Here is a 14,715-nt window from a genome sequence, read left to right as displayed (position 1 = left end):
CGAATAACAGGCTGTGGACGGCCAGTTGGGCCCCGGCCGCGTTCGGGGAAGGACGCGGCCCACCGTCCGGCACGCGCTCGGCGGGCACGGCCGTCCGCGTTGCGCCGAACGGCTCCTCCGGTCGCGGCCCCGATCGCCGGACCGTACATTCCAGGCAGCTCGACGATCGTCCCGCCGGTCGTGAGCACGCCGCCGCGACCGGGCTGCGTCCCGTTCCCGCCGGGGTTCGCTTTCGTGTGTGCACCACCCCTGACCTCGCCGTGCCCGAACGCATCGAGCGGCGCCGGCATCCGCGGTCCGGCGACCGTACGAAGGGAGGAGCCCCGTATGGGCGTTGTTTCCCCAGGTTTCCGGGGCCGGCCGCGGGAGTCCTCCCGCCGTCTGCCGCCAGGGCAGTACGAGACGCACGACTTCCCCGTGCTCTCGGCCGGACCGACGCCGCGGATCGCCAGGGAGGACTGGGAGTTCACGGTGACCACCGAAACGGGGGACCGTCACTCCTGGAACTGGGCCGAGTTGACCGCCTTGCCCAGCGAGAACCCCACGGTCGATCTGCACTGCGTGACGAAGTGGTCGAAGTTCGATACGCGTTGGCAGGGCGTCTCCCTCGACGTACTGCTGGCGGAGGTGGAGACCGCCGCGGACTACGTCATGGTCAGCTCCTACGGCGGCTACACGACCGGCATGCCGCTCGAGGACCTGCTGCACGGCCAGGCCTGGATCGCCTACGGCTACGACGGCGACGACATCCCGCCGGAGCACGGTGGCCCCGCCCGTCTGCTCGTGCCCCATCTGTACTTCTGGAAGTCGGCGAAATGGGTGCACGGCATCCAGCTGCTGCCCCAGGACGAGCCCGGCTTCTGGGAGAGCCTCGGTTACCACGACTACGGAGACCCATGGCGCGAGCAGCGGTACCAAGGCGACTAGGCACACGCCTGCGCTGGCAGGTGGCCACGCTCGTGGAGCGCCGGGCGGAGAACGAGGGGGCGAGCACCCTCGTGCTGGACGTCCCGGACTGGCCCGGTCACCTCGCCGGACAGCACGTCGACGTCCGGCTGACCGCCGAGGACGGCTACAGCGCCCAGCGAAGCTACTCGCTGGCCTCGGCACCCGACGCCCGGCACGTCGAAATCACCGTGCAGCGGGTCGGCGACGGCGAGGTCTCCGCGTACCTGGTCGACGGACTCGCCGTCGGTGACCCGATGGAGCTGCGCGGACCGGTCGGAGGGTGGTTCGTGTGGTCCGCGGGACAAGCCGACCGTGTGCTGCTTCTGGGCGGCGGATCCGGTGTCGTGCCCCTGATGGCCATGATCCGCGCCAGGCGTGCGGCCGCCGACCCCACACCCTTCCGGCTGCTGCACTCCGTACGAAGCCCGGCCGACCGCTACTACCTGCCCGAGCTGCGGCGCGGCGACCCGGGCCTCACGACGGAGTTCCTCTACACGCGGACCTCTCCGGACGGCCGGTCACGGCCGCCCGGCCGGATCCGGCAGGAGGACATCACCGGCTTCGCGTGGCCGCCGGAGACCTCACCGATGTGCTACGTCTGCGGCCCCACCGGATTCGTCGAGACCGCCGCGGACCTGCTCACCGGCCTGGGCCACGACCCCGACCACATCCGCACCGAACGATTCGGTCCCAGTGGAGGCTGACATGAACCACCGGCCCGACAGCGACGGGTACGAGGACGGCAACGCCCTGGCCGGCCCGCTCTCCGAGATCTTCGCCGTCGACCTGACCAGCGCGCTCGGCCGCTGCGCGAACTGCGGCGTCACCGAGCCGGTGGCCCGGCTGCACGTCTACACCCGAGCACCCGGCCTGGTGGCACGCTGCCCCCACTGCGCCCACGTGACGCTCCGCATGGTGCGCTCCCCGGACGACGCATGGCTCGACATGAGCGGCACCGTGGCCCTGCGGATCCCCCTGACGTCCGGCTGAGACGGAAGACGCGCACGCAGGCCGGCCGGACGGCCTTGTCGGTGCGGCGTGGCATCGTGGCGCCATGACCATCGACGTTCGCCCGGCTTCGGCCTTCGATGACGTCCGCACCCTGGTCGGTCCGAAGTCGCCGGGGGCGAACGTCTGCTGGTGCCTCAGCTACCGGATTCCGTCCAAGCTCAACAACGAGCTCCGCGGACCCGCTCGCGGTGAGTACGTCGCCGAGCTGTGCCGAGCGGATCCCGCTCCGGGGGTGCTCGCCTACGACGGCGACGAGCCGGTCGGCTGGGCCGCTGTGGCGCCGCGGTCTGCAACCTCCTTTGCGCGCAACAGGAAGATCCCGCACGTCGACGACCTGCCCGTCTGGTCGCTGTGGTGCATCCGCGTACGCCCCGGCCACCGGAAGAAGGGCATCTCGCACGCCCTCATCGCCGGCGCCGTCAAGTTCGCCGGCGCCCATGGCGCCCCGGCGATCGAGGCGTACCCCCTCGACAACGGGGACGCCAAGGTCGATCTGACGATGGCGTACGCCGGGCTCCGCAAGAACTTCGAGCGCGCCGGCTTCGTCCACGCCGCCGACACCACGTCCGTGCTGGCCGGTCACCCACGGGTCCTGATGCGGCTCGACCTGCGCTGAGAGACCTCCACTGAATGACCGGCACCCCGGGCCCGCGCGGTCGGGGCCGGTACGGCACGCCCCGGCGGGACGTCCGCGCGCCGCGCAGACACGTCATCGAGAAGTCCGATACAGCCATAGATCCCAGCCCGTTGCCGCTCCTGATGGGCGTGCCTAGCGTCGTTCGCACCCGTCGCAAGGGAGGGCAGAAACCGTGGGCAAGTTCGTCATTCAGCCGCACGTGAGGTTGCAGGAGTGGGTGGCCGAGGAGCGCGGTTACTTCACCGAAGAGGGCCTCGACTACGAGTTCATGCAGGCCGGGCTGGCCGGAGCGTCGCGCACCACCTCGGCGGTGCGGCCGGCGGACAGCGTCCCCGTCGAGCTGCGCAGCGGCGCGTTCGAGGACATGCAGGACGGGCGTAGCTGTGATGTGTCGGCCGCCTGCCACTGGGCGGTGAGCGCCGCCGCCGCGGAGGGTGCCGGACGCATGTGGGGCGACGCCTACTCGGTCTCGCCGGCCGGCATCTTCGTGTCGCCCGACTCGCCGTACACGCGCCCGGAAGACCTGGCGGGTGTGCACGTGGCGGTGAGTTATCACTCCGGCAGCCACTACTCGGCCATCCAGGCTCTGGAGCCCTTCCTGCGGCGGGACGAGATCGAGCTGTCCTACTCAGGTCTTCCCTACGACCGTGTGCGGTTGCTGATGCGCGGCGAGGTGGCGGCGGCCAACGTGTTCGGAGCCCAGTACTACGTGCTGGAGCAGCTCGGGTACCGCAAGCTCGTCGACACGACGTTCGTGATGGGTTTCCTGGTCCCGCGCGCTGCCGACCTGGAGGACACCCGTAAGTACTTCAGGGCGCTGAAGAAGGCGCAGCGTGACGTCGACCTGGAGCCGGAGCGCTACAAGAAGTACTGGCTGCGCGAGATGCCCGATGACGTGGCCGAGGTCGTGGACATCCGTCGCTTCGGGCCGGGCGAGCGCATCGTCTTCGAGCCGTACACCCGGGAGATGTTCGATGTGACGCGGGCCTGGATGAAGAGCTGGGACCTGCTGGATCTCGACGTCAGGCCCGAAGGGTTCGAGCAGACCGTTCTCGCCTGAGGCCTGTCGTTTCGGATCGTCGCGCGCACGCGGAGATCCGGACGACAGGCCCTAGCATCCGGCAGTGCGGTGGCGTGCACCGCCGAGATGCGGGCGTCCCGGGCGGCCGCCGGCTCACCGGAGGAGGTTCGGTGGCTCTGGATCTTTTTCGTCTGCTGGTCTTCGTCACCGTTGTGGACCGCAACGGCTACTCGGCGGCCGCCCGCCATCTCGGTCTGGCCCAGCCGACCGTCTCGCACCACGTCGGCGAACTGGAGAGGGCCCTCGGCACGACGCTGCTGCACTACGAGCAGCGCGCCGTGCACCTCACGGCGGCCGGTCGCGAGGTGTACCGGGTCGCGTCGGTCATGCTGCGCGAGCAGGACCAGCTCACCGAGTCGCTGAAGGACATCGAACAGGGTCGTCGGGGACGGGTCCGGCTGGGCGCCAGCATCGCGTTCGAGCAGAAGTACTTCATGGAACGGGTGGTCGCCCCGTTCTGCCGAGCGCACCAAGGCACCCTGTTGTCACTGCGGTTCGGCCACAGCCGCCGCGAGGCTCAAGCAGTGGTCGACAGGGAGCTCGATCTGGCCTACGTCATCTCCTGGCATCTGCCCCACGAGGTGCACTTCGAGCGGCTGCACGAGGCCACGCTCACGTTCCTGGCCGCGCCCGGGCACCCACTCGTCGGCGAGGAACGAGTCACGGTCGACCAGATCGGTGCGGCGGGGCTGATCACCGCGCCGCTGACCGGCGTCGAGTCCACCTACTACCGGCTGGTTCTGCGGGAGTTCGGCCTGACCGGCGACCACTCGGTGCTGGAGATGGACGGCTTGCAGCCCCGGGTTCTCGCGGCCGAGGCGGGACTTGGCGTGGTGGCCACGTTCATCCCCGAGTACGGGCGCGGCTCTTCCCCTGGTTCACTCGTGCCGCTGTCCGTCGAGGAACCCGCCCCGACGGTGGAAGTCGGCCTCGTACGGCGAAGGGCGGAGCCGGAGTCGGCCAGCACCGGGGCCCTGGCGGACTGGCTGCGCGCGGCAACGACGGGCAGCCGCCGCACGCGGCCCGCCTGAACCGGGGCCGGACCGAGCTGCGCGCGCCGGCCGACGGCGCCCGCTTGCCTCCACGAGCCTCTGGTGACGCGCGAACCCTGCGTCGGCCGGCGGAGCATGTCTCGAGCCATGTGATGCGGCAGCGATACCAGGTCCCGACGGCAACCGGGACGGCACACGCCGGTGCAGGCCGTCAGACGCGGACCATGCGAAGCCGCTGCCAGAGCAGGCGATCTTCCCGGTGCGGCAGCGGTCGGCGCAGGCCGAAAGCGCAGCCGTGTCGCTGACACATGCCTGTCACCGGCTGCGAGGTTTCTGACAGCGGGCCTGTGCTCAACTGAGCCGTCCGCGAAGGGGAGCCGAGCCGCACACCTCCAAGGCACGGCAAGGCAAGAGGAGATCATGTGCGTGCCATCGAACGACGACTGCTGCCGTGCACTGCCGTCACTGCCGCACTCACGCTCCTCGGCGGCTGCGGTCCGAGCACGGCGAGCGACGGGAGCGGAACCGATGCCAAAGAGCGCGGGCCCATCACGTTCGTCTCGGGCAAGAACACCTCGGGAACGGTCGAGAAGCTGATCAAACGCTGGAACGACAGGCACCCCGGTGAGAAGGTCACCTTCATCGGACTGCCCGAGGACTCCGAAGAGCAGCGGGCGAAAATGATCCGGAACGCGCGGCTGAAGGCGGACACCTACACGGTGCTCACGCTCGACGTCGTGTGGACCGCCGAGTTCGCCGCGAACCGCTGGATCGACGAACTCCCCAAGAGTTCCTTCCCGTTCGACAAGACGCTCGGCCCCATCAACGGCACGGCCAAGTACCGCGACAAGTTGTTCGCGATGCCGTACACCTCCGACGGCGCGCTGCTCTACTACCGCAGCGACCTGCTGGAGAAGGCGAACATCGAGCCGCCCAAGACCTGGGACGAGATGCGCGAGGCCTGCGACGAGGTCCTGCCGAAGCAGAAGGGGATGTCCTGCTACGGCGGCCAGTTCGAGAAGTACGAGGGGCTGACCGTCAACTTCTCCGAGGCGGTGAACTCCGCGGGCGGCCAGGTCACCGACGCCAAGGGCAACCCGCACCTGGACACGCCCGAGGCCAAGCGCGGCCTGGACAACCTGATCAAGGGCTTCCGCGACGGCACGATGCCCGAGAACGGCATCAAGTTCATGGAGGAGAACGGCCGACAGGACTTCGAGAAGGAGCGGTTGCTCTTCTACCGCAACTGGCCCTACCAGTACGGCGTGTCGAACACGAAGGCCAAGGGCAACAAGGTCGTCGACAAGTTCGGCGTCGCTCCGATACCCGGTGAGAAGGGCACAGGAGCCTCCTCCCTCGGCGGTCACAATCTCGCCCTGTCCTCCACCGCTCGCAACAAGGCCACGGCCCTGGACTTCATGCGCTATGTGACCAGCGAGGAGGGCGCGCGGCTGCGGCTCACCAAGGCGACGCAGGCGCCCGTCTTCGCGAAGCTGTACGACGACCCGAAGCTGGCGGAGGACTTCCCGTGGCTGCCGGTGCTGAAGAAGTCCATCGTCGGCGCCGAGCCGAGACCGCGCGTGGTGCGTTACGGAGATGCCAGCAAAGTCATCCAGCAGGAGGTGCACGCCGCGCTGACCGGAAAGAAGAGCTCCGCGGCGGCACTTGAGAGCCTTCAGAAGAAGCTCAATGCCCTCAAGCCCTGATCCGGCTGACCGGGTGTGTGCCGTTCGTTTCACACACCCGCGGACGTTGGCCGAACCCGGTCCTTGACCTGGTGTGCACTCCAGGTTGCAAGGTGTTCGCCATGACGACGTCCGAGAGATACGTGAGCATCGGTGAGGCAGCGCGGCAGTCGGGGCTGACCGTGGACACGCTGCGCTACTACGACCGCGAGGGTCTGCTCGGAGAGCTGCCCCGCGACACGGGTGGGCGGCGCCGCTTCGACGCCGACGCCCTCGGACTCTTGGACGTACTGGTCGCGCTGCGCCGCACCGGGATGCCGATCGAGGCGGTGCGCGAGTTCAGCAGGCACTCACGCAGCGGAAACGACGCCACGAGGGCCGCTCGGCTGGCGCTGCTGCGCTCCCACGGCGAACGGGTACGGGCGGACCTGCGTCAGCTCCAGGCCGACCTCGAACTCATCGAGTGGAAGGTGGCTGCGTACACAGCGGCCGAGAACGGGGAGGACCCTCCCCCGAGGAAGGATCAGCGGTGAACAGGACGCCGGCTACCGCGAACTCATGGTCCGGGCACAGACCGGGCCGCCACCCCGTTTCATCGGCTTGGAGGAGATGACATGATCCCCATCGAAGGCCCCATGATCGTGAATGCGATGCGCGAGGCGGATTCTGCCTTACCGAACGCACCCGTAGCCGACGACGCACCCCGCAGACCCCGCTTCTCACGGCAAGCGCTGGCGCGTTCGCTGCGCTCGGTGGCCGATTGGCTGGAGCCGCCGCGGTACGAAAAGCCCGCCTTGCAGCCTCCGGGCTGAGTGTCTCGATCACCAACTACCCGCGGCAGCGCGTCGGATTCGGCCCGCCGCCGCGGATCGCTCTTCTCACCTCCGCCACCAACACCCGCCGAACCGCCGTTGATCGCGCTGCGGAGTCCGCCTTCTCCTCGACAGCTACGAGGCCGACTCCGGCAGCGGCCAAGTGCGCCCCCGTCCTGCGCACCCCACCGTCCTGCGCCTGCCACCCACCGACGCCGAGAAGGCCGCCGGCCGCCTGATCTCCCGCGAACGCGCCCCCGTCGGGCATGGCTTGGCCGACACGCTGAGTGGCAGAGGGGCACACAGTTCCCCGCGCCCCAGGGCGGCCGGCGAGTACGTGCCTGCCGTCCGGCGTCACCCCGAGCGGGGAAGCTCGGTGACACCGTCCGTGATGGCTTCGGGGCGCCACCGCCGGGACACCATGGTCAGCGCGCACACGCCGCTGGCCAGCAGATCCGTCAGCAGGCAGACGGCGCGGCTGGCCACCGCCACGGCTGTGGCCGCGGTGACGGGCAGCACCTGGGAGAGCGTCCCGATCAGGACCATCTCCCGGATCAGGGCGCCGTCGGGCAGTACCACGACGACCGAGCTGAGCCCCGTGGCCAGCGCGAACGCTCCGATGCTGACCACCAGGGACTGCCACACGGGCGCGCCCATGGCGAGCGTGAGCAGCCACAGATGGAGGCCGGAGACCAGACGGCAGGCGATCTGCCAGCTGATGGCCGCGCGGATCTGCCGTCCCGAGCCGGATGTGGTCAGTTCCCGGCGCAGCAGGCGGGCACCCGCCTGCGCGGCCCGGCCCACCAGCGTCGGCCGAGCCATCACGAAGGCCAGCGACGCGGCCGGGAGCAGCAGCAGCCAGCTCCAGCCGCCGAGCATCGGGGGCGCGGCCAGGCTGCCGACGACCATCCCGGTCAGCAGCACGATCGGGATGTTGAGCAGCCAGACGGCGACGGTGACCAGCGCTCCGACACCGACACTCTGAGCGAGCCGCGCATGGGTGAGGACCACCCAGAGCGCCCCGGGCGCGTACTTGGCGCTCATCCCGACGAAGTAGACACCGGCGGCGGTGCGGCGGGGGAGGGGATGCCCCAGATCGGCGAGGACGCTGCGCCAGGACATCATCGCGCACAGCAGTGCTGCCACGTTGACCACGCAGGAGAGCAGCAGGAAGGGCAGCGCCTGGAGGGTCACCATGGGGCGCGTGGCCGACCAGTCCTGTCCACGGAGGGCCAGCACGAGCCCGGCGACGATGACGCAGGCCAGTGCCCAGCCGGCCAGCAGCCGCCAGCGTGGCCGCCGCCCGGGGCTGCTGGTGTCATCCACGACTGGGCTCCCGGCGCGTCAGGCTCTCGTACAGGCCGAGAGTGCGGGTGATGGTGTCCGGCCAGCGGAAGTTCTGACAGGCGTGGGCCCGGCCGCGGGCGGCCAGCCGTGCAGCTGCGGCGGGGTCGTCCAACAACTGGCAGACGAGGTCGGCCAGTTCGTCGGGGGTGTCGCCGCGCATCCGCAGCGCCGCCGGACCGTCGCTGCCCTCGCCGTCGGAGATCAGCGTGGAGAAGCCGGAGCCGAGCACCACCGGGGCCGCCAGGGCCATCGCTTCGACCGAGACCAGCCCGAACGGCTCGTAACGCGAGGGGAAGACGCAGGCGTCGGCGGCGAGATAGTGGCGTCGCACCTCCTCCTGGGGCAGGTAGCGGTGGTAGACGTGCGTCCGGTCCCCGATGCCGAGCTCGGTGACCAGCCGGTCCACCGCCTCGTCCTGGTCCGTGCCGGCGAGGCCGACGCCGAGCATCACCAACTGGACGCCGGGGTGGCGGCGGGCGATCACGGGCAGGGCGTGCAGCAGCGTGGGAACGCCTTTGATCGTGCTGAGCCGGCCGGCGAAGACCAACAGCGGGGCGTCGGGAGGAAGCCCGAGTTCCGCGCGGAGCCCGCTCCGCTCCCGCTCCCGCTCGTGGCCGAGCTCCGCGTCGTCGGCGTTCCGGTCGGCCGGGACCGCGCCGGTCTCGCAGCCGTGCGGGACGACCTCGATGCGGTCCGCCCGCCAGCCGTGCGCGACGGCCAGCCGTCCCAGCTCCGGGGTGGGCACGACGACCCGGGCCGCGACTCCGGCGAGCAGCCGCTGACTGATCTCGATCAGCCGGAAGGGATCGGTCACATCGGGCTGTTCGGCCATGGTCATCTCGGTGTTGTGGACGTGATAGACCACGGGCAGCCGTAGCACGGTGGCCGCGAGGATTCCGGCGACGGCACTCTGCCAGTCGTGCACGGCCACCACCGTGCCCGACCGGCGGGCTCGTACGAGCGTGGGCAGTGTCGCCAGATTGAAGGCGAGCAGGGAGAGCGCGAACAGGGCCCGGCCGCTGGGTGCCAGATGGTTCTTCGGCGCCACGATGCGCCGCTTGAGCCGGCGCGGCAGCCAGGGCCGCCGGATCGTCAGGGAGCCGTTCCGCTCGCGTCGCGGGAGGTTCTCGGGGCAGTTCAGGGTGTACAGCGTCAACGGCACGTCGTCGCGCTCCCGTTGGGCGCACTGGACGAACCGCTGCGCGTACTCCGCCAGGCCGCCCACGTTCCAGGGCGGGTACTGGTGACAGACCACCACCACCCGCCGCAGCGGGGAGCGTGGTGGGGCGGTGCCGAGGCCCGGGCTCGGGCGACTCGACGTGCTGGGGCGAGTCAAGTGGAGCATCCTCTCTTCGCAGCCCTCATGGGTGGGGTCGTGACCTCGCGGCCGCAGTGGGTGCACGGCCGGTCGTGCGAGCCGTCCGACGGCCCGCACGAGTTCCGCCGGCTCCGCCGGGCCGAGGACGTCTGATCGGCTTCGGGGACACGCACCGCTGAGGGCCCGTCAGGCCACTCCCCGCAGGCGCCGGCCCGCCGTACGGTTCCCGGGTCGTGCTGAGGGATCGGGGGATGCGTGCAGGCTCGGACCGAGTCGGTGTGCTCACAGAACTCGGCCGACGGCCAGACAGGCCAGCCAGAGCACGGCGTTGATCAGGAGCGGCACGTCCGTGAGCACGTCCTGACCGGGTTCGCCGCCGCTGCGGTCCACCGCCAGCAGTTGCGCGTAACGGCACAGGGCGAAGACGGCGAACGGCACGGTGACGACGGCCAGTACGGAGCTGTGCGGATGCGGCGCGGAGAGGACGAACAGTTCGTAGCTGATCAGCGTGGCCGCCAGCAGCACGGCCGTGAGCTGGTCGAGCAGCGGGACCGAGTAGCCGGAGAGGGCGGGCCGCTGCGCCGCCGCCTGCCCCCGGAGGGTCGCCGTCTCCAGTTCGTGCCGCCGCTTGCCGAGCGACATCAGCAGACAGGTGCAGTACACGCAGATGATCAGGGCGGGGTTGAACGGCGCCGCCACCACGAGGCAGCCCGCGACGGCCCGCAGCACGAACCCGGTGGCGACGACGCTGACGTCGACCAGCGGATAGTGCTTCAGCAGCAGGCAGTACGCCAGGTTGAGCACCGCGTACCCGCCGACGGTGGCCTGCACGGGCAGGGGCAGCAGCACTCCGGCGGCCGCCAGCGTCGCCAGACAGCCCGTGCCCAGCAGCAGCGCGCCCAGCGGTCCGACCTTCCCGGAGGCCAGCGGGCGGTGCCGCTTGACGGGGTGCAGCCGGTCCTGCTCCCGGTCGAGCCAGTCGTTGAGGACGTAGACCGCCGCCGACGCCGCCGTGAACGTGACGACCGTCGCCAGCGCCCAAGTCAGATGCCGCAGGACCGCCGCCGGATCCACCGCGAGCGGCGCGATGAGCACGAAGACGTTCTTCACCCACTGGCGGGGGCGCAGCAGCACCAGCGCCGCGGGTAACCGCGTCCGGGGTGCCGCGGCGAGGGACGGGCCGTCCTCCGGCGGACCGTGCGCACCGCTCCCGGAGCGGACGGGTTCCGGGACCAGTGTCATGGGCGGCACGACCTGACGCTGACCGGGCAGGGCGGCCGCGGCCGGGCCGCGCCGTTCCCCCATGGTGTCCCCGCCGCCGGGCAGCTTCACGACCGGCTGCCTCTCAGGAGCTGCCGGAACGCCTCTTCGTGCGCGTCGAGGAAGGCCTCGCCGCCGAAGAGCTTCGTCGCCACTTCCCGTCCGGATTCCCGGTCCTCGGCCGGCATACGGGCCAGCTCCACGATCGCCTCGCGCAGGGCGTCCGGGTCGCGCGGCGGTACGAGCCGGCCGAAGCCGGTGGCCGCCACCGGGTAGCGGGAGCCGGGGAGTTCGGTGCTCACGGGCGGGATGCCCGCCATCATGGCCTCGACCTGGACGATGCCGAACGACTCCGAGATCGAGGGCAGCGCGAACACGTCGATCGATGCGTAGAAGTCCCGTACGGCCTCGCCGCGCAACAGCCCCGTGAAGCGGATGCGCGAGTCGTCGCCGACCTCGGCCCGCAGCTGGTCGATGTTGCTGCCACCCGCGACGGTCGCGTAGTCGCCCGCGATCAGCAGCCGCGCGTCCGGGTCGTCGTGGGAGCGGAACGCGCGGATGAGGTACTCGATGCCCTTGTCCACGGTGATCCGGCCCATGAAGCCGACGTGCAGCCCGTCGCCGTCCCGCATGCTGGGCGTACCGCCGTTGCGGTCCACGCAGGGGGAGGAGATGGGCTCCAGGCGGCGGCGCCGGATCGTCGGCCAGATGCGCGAACCGTGCGCTTGGTCCTCGCTGTTGGTGATGACCAGGTCCGCCTTGCGTACGGCCGACTTGCAGGTCTGGTCGACGGCCCACATCCCGAAGCGGTTCACCGGGTTGTCGGGCAGGAAGACGTCGATGTGGTACGTCACGACCAGCCGGGCCCGGCGCCTGAGCGCGGCGACGAACCCGGCCTCGGGGTTGGGCAGATGCATGTGCAGGATGTCGGAGCGCGCCGCGAGCCGCCCTGCCAGCAGCGGGAGTTGGGGGCTGATGAAGCCCCGGCTGATCTTCGCGAGCACGGGCGCCCGGAAGACGTGGACGCCGTTGACGACCTCGTACCGGGGCAGCTCGGGGTCGTGCTGGTAGCAGGCGACCGCGACCTTCCAGCCGCGCGCGGCGAGTCCTTCCGCGGTCAGCCGTGCCGCCTCCGTCAGTCCGCTGACGTACGGCGTGTAGTAGTCGAGCATCACCGTCACGTCGAACCTGTCAGGTTGCAGCACGGTGTTCCCTTCCTCGTCGTGGGATGTGGCGCGGGAGTGGTGCGATGCGGTGCCGGTACGGGACGTCATCGGGCGTGCGCCGACGACTCCTTGCGCGGGACGACCAGGCGGATCTTCTGAGCCGCATGGTCCGAGAGGGCCTCGCCGCCGCCGAGCCGGTAGCTGGAGACCGCCAGGTCGTCGCTGGTGAACAGCCAGTCGAAACGCCACAGTTGGGGCAGTACGCGCCACGACTGGGGCAGTGAGCAGGAGCCTTCGCAGGCGGGCCAGGTGCGGGCGGGAAACAGGGAGCCGCCCGGGTTGTGCGGCCGCGTACCGGCTCCGAGCGGGTAGCGGTCCATCCAGGCCGCGTTGAAGTCGCCGGCCACCACGGCCGGGTGGGAGTTGCTGCCCAGATCCGCGCGCAGCTTGCGCAGCTCCCTGGTCCACCAGTCCTCCTGGAACTTGGAGGCTTGGCGGAAGCGGTCCCACCCGTAGCGGAGGTCGCAGGGCCGGAAGCGGATCGGCAGATGCACGTTGTAGAAGGAGACCGTCCGCCCGCCCGCGCGGATATCGGTGCGCTGGGACTTCGCCAGCTTCCAGTACCAGTCCTCACCCTTGGCCGGAGCCTTCTCACCCGGCGCTTCGACGACGGGCAACCGGGTCAGAGTGAGCAACTCGCCCTGCACGAGCAGCCGGTAGCCGGGGAACTCCGCGCGCAGCCGGGCCGTGTCGTCGATGCGGACAGGACTTGTGCATACCTGCTGCTCGTCCCGGTTCGTGTAGTTCCAGTTGAGGTATTCGTGCAGGAGATACACGTCGGCGTCCTGGCGGCGCAGGAAGTCGTAGAAGGCGTCCTTGTCGCCGGCCGCCATCTGCCAGTAGTCCGAGGACCAGGCGAAGACCTTGACCTCCGTGCCGCGGGCGCTGTCCGAGGTGGTTCCCGTCCATCCGAAGCCGGCCAGATGGGCCCCGGCCAGCAGCAGGAGCACCAGGACCGCGGAGAGCCAGCGGCGTACCGGCGCCGCGAACGGCACGACTGCGAGCAGCAGCAGAGGCACCACCACCGCGGTCAGCGGCGGGACGATCTCGACGACGATCCATGGCCGCCAGCGACCGGTGAGCGTGACGTGCAGGACGAGGAGGACCGTCCAGAGCGCCGTGCCTGCCACCAGCAGTCGCGTTCCCCAGCACCAGCGGCGGGCGGCGGGTTCCTCACCGGCCGGTTCCCCCACCGATTCCGGTTCCTGTGCCGACCCCTCCGCCGGCTCCGGCTTCTGTGCCGACTCAGGTGCGGTGTCCCGCTCCGTGGCCCCGTCGGCCGTGCGTATGGACGAGTCGCCGCCCGGTGCGTCCGAAGCGGCCATCAGAAGAACACCTTCGCGAGTCCGAGCACGCCCTGCTTCCACGGGTCCGTACTGGTCCGTCCGGCACCCTTGCCCGCCGTGCCGCCCGTGGCGGCCGCGCGCTGCGTGCGCCACCAGTCGTACGTACGGAGCACGGCGTCCTGATTGGACAGTCGCGGACGGAACCCGAGCTTGTCGCGGACCTTGTCGACGCTGACGTACGAGTCGGCGAGCAGCTTGGAGACCAGCCGGCCGTACACGGGGGACAGCTTCGTCCGCTCCAGCGTGCGCAGCACGGCGACCGCCGGGCCTGCGGGCATCGGCACCACACGGCGGCCGTGCCCGGCCGCGTCCAGCACGCACTGGAAGTCCTCGCGCAGCGTGCCGAATTCGGCGGCGCCGATGTTGTACGTGTCGCAGGCCACGTCGTCCGGGGCGCGCAGCACCTCCAGCAGCGCGTCCACGAGGTCGTCGAGTCCGAGCATCTGGATACGGACGTCGCCCTTCCCGAGCACGGGGAAGTGCCGGCCCTCCTCGGCCCATTGGAAGAGCATGTCGAACAGGCCCATCCGGCCCGGCCCCACGAAGGTCTTGGGCCGGATCACCGGCAGGCACATCCCGTCCGCCCGGAAACGCTCGGCCACCTCCTCCGCCGCCGCCTTCGCGCGGCTGTACGGGTCGACGGGCTCGTGCGGGTGCTCCTCGGGCGTCGGCACCAGCTTCGGCAGCCCGTACACGGCGGTGGAGGAGACGTGCACCACCCGCGGCACCGCCGCGGTGCGGGCCGCCTCCAGCACCGTGGTGGTGCCGTCGACGACGATCGACCGGATGTCGGCCTCGGGATAGCTGGGCAGCGCGGAGGCGCAGTGCACGACGGCGTCCGCGCCCTCGAACGCCTCGGCGAGCGCCCGCGGATCACGAATGTCGCCGGTGAACGCCTTCAGTCCGGGCTTCGCGGGCACCTCCCGCAGGTCGAACGCGCGGAGCTGGGCGCCCGATTCCAGCAGCCGGTCCACGAGACGGCCGCCGAGCACGCCGGCCGCTCCGGTCACGGCGACATGGACGGGCAGGCCGGGGAGGCCGGGGAGGCCCGA

15 protein-coding genes are annotated in these 14,715 nt (G+C 70.6%); 9 read left to right on the top strand and 6 right to left on the bottom strand.

The genetic code is table 11. The annotated features are described in order from the left end of the window. Window positions 1-327: 327 nt before the first annotated feature. The 9 genes from G4Z16_RS14830 to G4Z16_RS14790 all read left to right on the top strand — a co-directional run bounded on the left by G4Z16_RS14830 (window position 328) and on the right by G4Z16_RS14790 (window position 7,166). Window positions 328-927 (top strand): sulfite oxidase-like oxidoreductase, encoded by a 600-nt coding sequence (locus G4Z16_RS14830; protein WP_197351247.1) that lies wholly within the window; start codon window positions 328-330, stop codon window positions 925-927. Continuing rightward, on the top strand, window positions 897-1,652 hold the full coding sequence (locus G4Z16_RS14825) for a ferredoxin reductase (protein WP_197351246.1): 756 nt from the start codon (window positions 897-899) through the stop codon (window positions 1,650-1,652). Before G4Z16_RS14830 ends, G4Z16_RS14825 begins: the two co-directional genes overlap by 31 nt. Window position 1,653: 1 nt before the next feature. Next, window positions 1,654-1,938: a DUF6510 family protein gene (locus G4Z16_RS14820; RefSeq protein ID WP_197351244.1), complete on the top strand. Its 285-nt coding sequence runs from the start codon at window positions 1,654-1,656 to the stop codon at window positions 1,936-1,938. Between the two features lie 64 nt (window positions 1,939-2,002). After that, entirely contained in the window at window positions 2,003-2,575 is a 573-nt protein-coding gene (locus tag G4Z16_RS14815) for a GNAT family N-acetyltransferase (RefSeq protein WP_197351242.1), read from the top strand. A gap of 193 nt (window positions 2,576-2,768) precedes the next feature. Continuing rightward, window positions 2,769-3,656, top strand: a complete 888-nt coding sequence (locus tag G4Z16_RS14810) for an ABC transporter substrate-binding protein (RefSeq protein ID WP_197351240.1) — start codon at window positions 2,769-2,771, stop codon at window positions 3,654-3,656. A gap of 131 nt (window positions 3,657-3,787) precedes the next feature. After that, on the top strand, window positions 3,788-4,708 hold the full coding sequence (locus G4Z16_RS14805) for a LysR family transcriptional regulator (protein WP_197351239.1): 921 nt from the start codon (window positions 3,788-3,790) through the stop codon (window positions 4,706-4,708). A 383-nt stretch (window positions 4,709-5,091) separates the two neighbouring features. After that, window positions 5,092-6,375, top strand: coding sequence for an ABC transporter substrate-binding protein (locus G4Z16_RS14800; RefSeq protein WP_197351237.1), 1,284 nt, complete (start codon window positions 5,092-5,094; stop codon window positions 6,373-6,375). Between the two features lie 101 nt (window positions 6,376-6,476). Next, complete coding sequence (locus G4Z16_RS14795; protein WP_197351236.1) at window positions 6,477-6,887, top strand: MerR family transcriptional regulator; 411 nt, start codon at window positions 6,477-6,479, stop codon at window positions 6,885-6,887. Window positions 6,888-6,968: 81 nt separating this feature from the next. Further along, complete coding sequence (locus G4Z16_RS14790; protein WP_197351235.1) at window positions 6,969-7,166, top strand: hypothetical protein; 198 nt, start codon at window positions 6,969-6,971, stop codon at window positions 7,164-7,166. A 354-nt stretch (window positions 7,167-7,520) separates the two neighbouring features. Here G4Z16_RS14790 and G4Z16_RS14785 read toward each other — a convergent pair whose 3' ends face one another. The 6 genes from G4Z16_RS14785 to G4Z16_RS14760 all read right to left on the bottom strand — a co-directional run bounded on the left by G4Z16_RS14785 (window position 7,521) and on the right by G4Z16_RS14760 (window position 14,691). Continuing rightward, window positions 7,521-8,492, bottom strand: coding sequence for a lysylphosphatidylglycerol synthase domain-containing protein (locus G4Z16_RS14785; protein ID WP_197351234.1), 972 nt, complete (start codon window positions 8,490-8,492; stop codon window positions 7,521-7,523). Then, a complete protein-coding gene (locus G4Z16_RS14780) occupies window positions 8,485-9,849 on the bottom strand; it encodes a glycosyltransferase family 4 protein (protein ID WP_197351233.1) in 1,365 nt (454 codons plus the stop codon). Before G4Z16_RS14780 ends, G4Z16_RS14785 begins: the two co-directional genes overlap by 8 nt. 264 nt (window positions 9,850-10,113) lie before the next feature. After that, window positions 10,114-11,163, bottom strand: coding sequence for a UbiA prenyltransferase family protein (locus tag G4Z16_RS14775; RefSeq protein ID WP_197351232.1), 1,050 nt, complete (start codon window positions 11,161-11,163; stop codon window positions 10,114-10,116). Next, complete coding sequence (locus G4Z16_RS14770) at window positions 11,160-12,296, bottom strand: glycosyltransferase (RefSeq protein WP_246530861.1); 1,137 nt, start codon at window positions 12,294-12,296, stop codon at window positions 11,160-11,162. The genes G4Z16_RS14775 and G4Z16_RS14770 overlap by 4 nt, the downstream gene beginning before the upstream one ends. A gap of 65 nt (window positions 12,297-12,361) precedes the next feature. Next, the gene (locus G4Z16_RS14765; RefSeq protein ID WP_197351230.1) at window positions 12,362-13,642 is read right to left on the bottom strand and encodes an endonuclease/exonuclease/phosphatase family protein; all 1,281 of its coding nucleotides are present in this window, start codon (window positions 13,640-13,642) and stop codon (window positions 12,362-12,364) included. Next, a complete protein-coding gene (locus G4Z16_RS14760; protein ID WP_197354603.1) occupies window positions 13,642-14,691 on the bottom strand; it encodes an NAD-dependent epimerase/dehydratase family protein in 1,050 nt (349 codons plus the stop codon). The genes G4Z16_RS14765 and G4Z16_RS14760 overlap by 1 nt, the downstream gene beginning before the upstream one ends. Window positions 14,692-14,715 lie beyond the last annotated feature (24 nt).

The organism is Streptomyces bathyalis, assembly GCF_015910445.1.
Taxonomy (GTDB): domain Bacteria; phylum Actinomycetota; class Actinomycetes; order Streptomycetales; family Streptomycetaceae; genus Streptomyces; species Streptomyces bathyalis.
The sequence above is the reverse complement of the archived record's forward strand: the minus strand, read 5'-3'. Positions and strand labels throughout refer to the sequence as shown.

Excerpts from the sequence above, each read along its gene's own strand:
- G4Z16_RS14795 (WP_197351236.1), top strand. The coding sequence starts at position 6,477 with ATGACGACGTCCGAGAGATACGTGAGCATCGGTGAGGCAGCGCGGCAG.
- G4Z16_RS14820 (WP_197351244.1), top strand. The coding sequence starts at position 1,654 with ATGAACCACCGGCCCGACAGCGACGGGTACGAGGACGGCAACGCCCTG.
- G4Z16_RS14790 (WP_197351235.1), top strand. The coding sequence starts at position 6,969 with ATGATCCCCATCGAAGGCCCCATGATCGTGAATGCGATGCGCGAGGCG.
- G4Z16_RS14765 (WP_197351230.1), bottom strand. The coding sequence starts at position 13,642 with ATGGCCGCTTCGGACGCACCGGGCGGCGACTCGTCCATACGCACGGCC.
- G4Z16_RS14825 (WP_197351246.1), top strand. The coding sequence starts at position 897 with ATGGCGCGAGCAGCGGTACCAAGGCGACTAGGCACACGCCTGCGCTGG.
- G4Z16_RS14815 (WP_197351242.1), top strand. The coding sequence starts at position 2,003 with ATGACCATCGACGTTCGCCCGGCTTCGGCCTTCGATGACGTCCGCACC.
- G4Z16_RS14830 (WP_197351247.1), top strand. The coding sequence starts at position 328 with ATGGGCGTTGTTTCCCCAGGTTTCCGGGGCCGGCCGCGGGAGTCCTCC.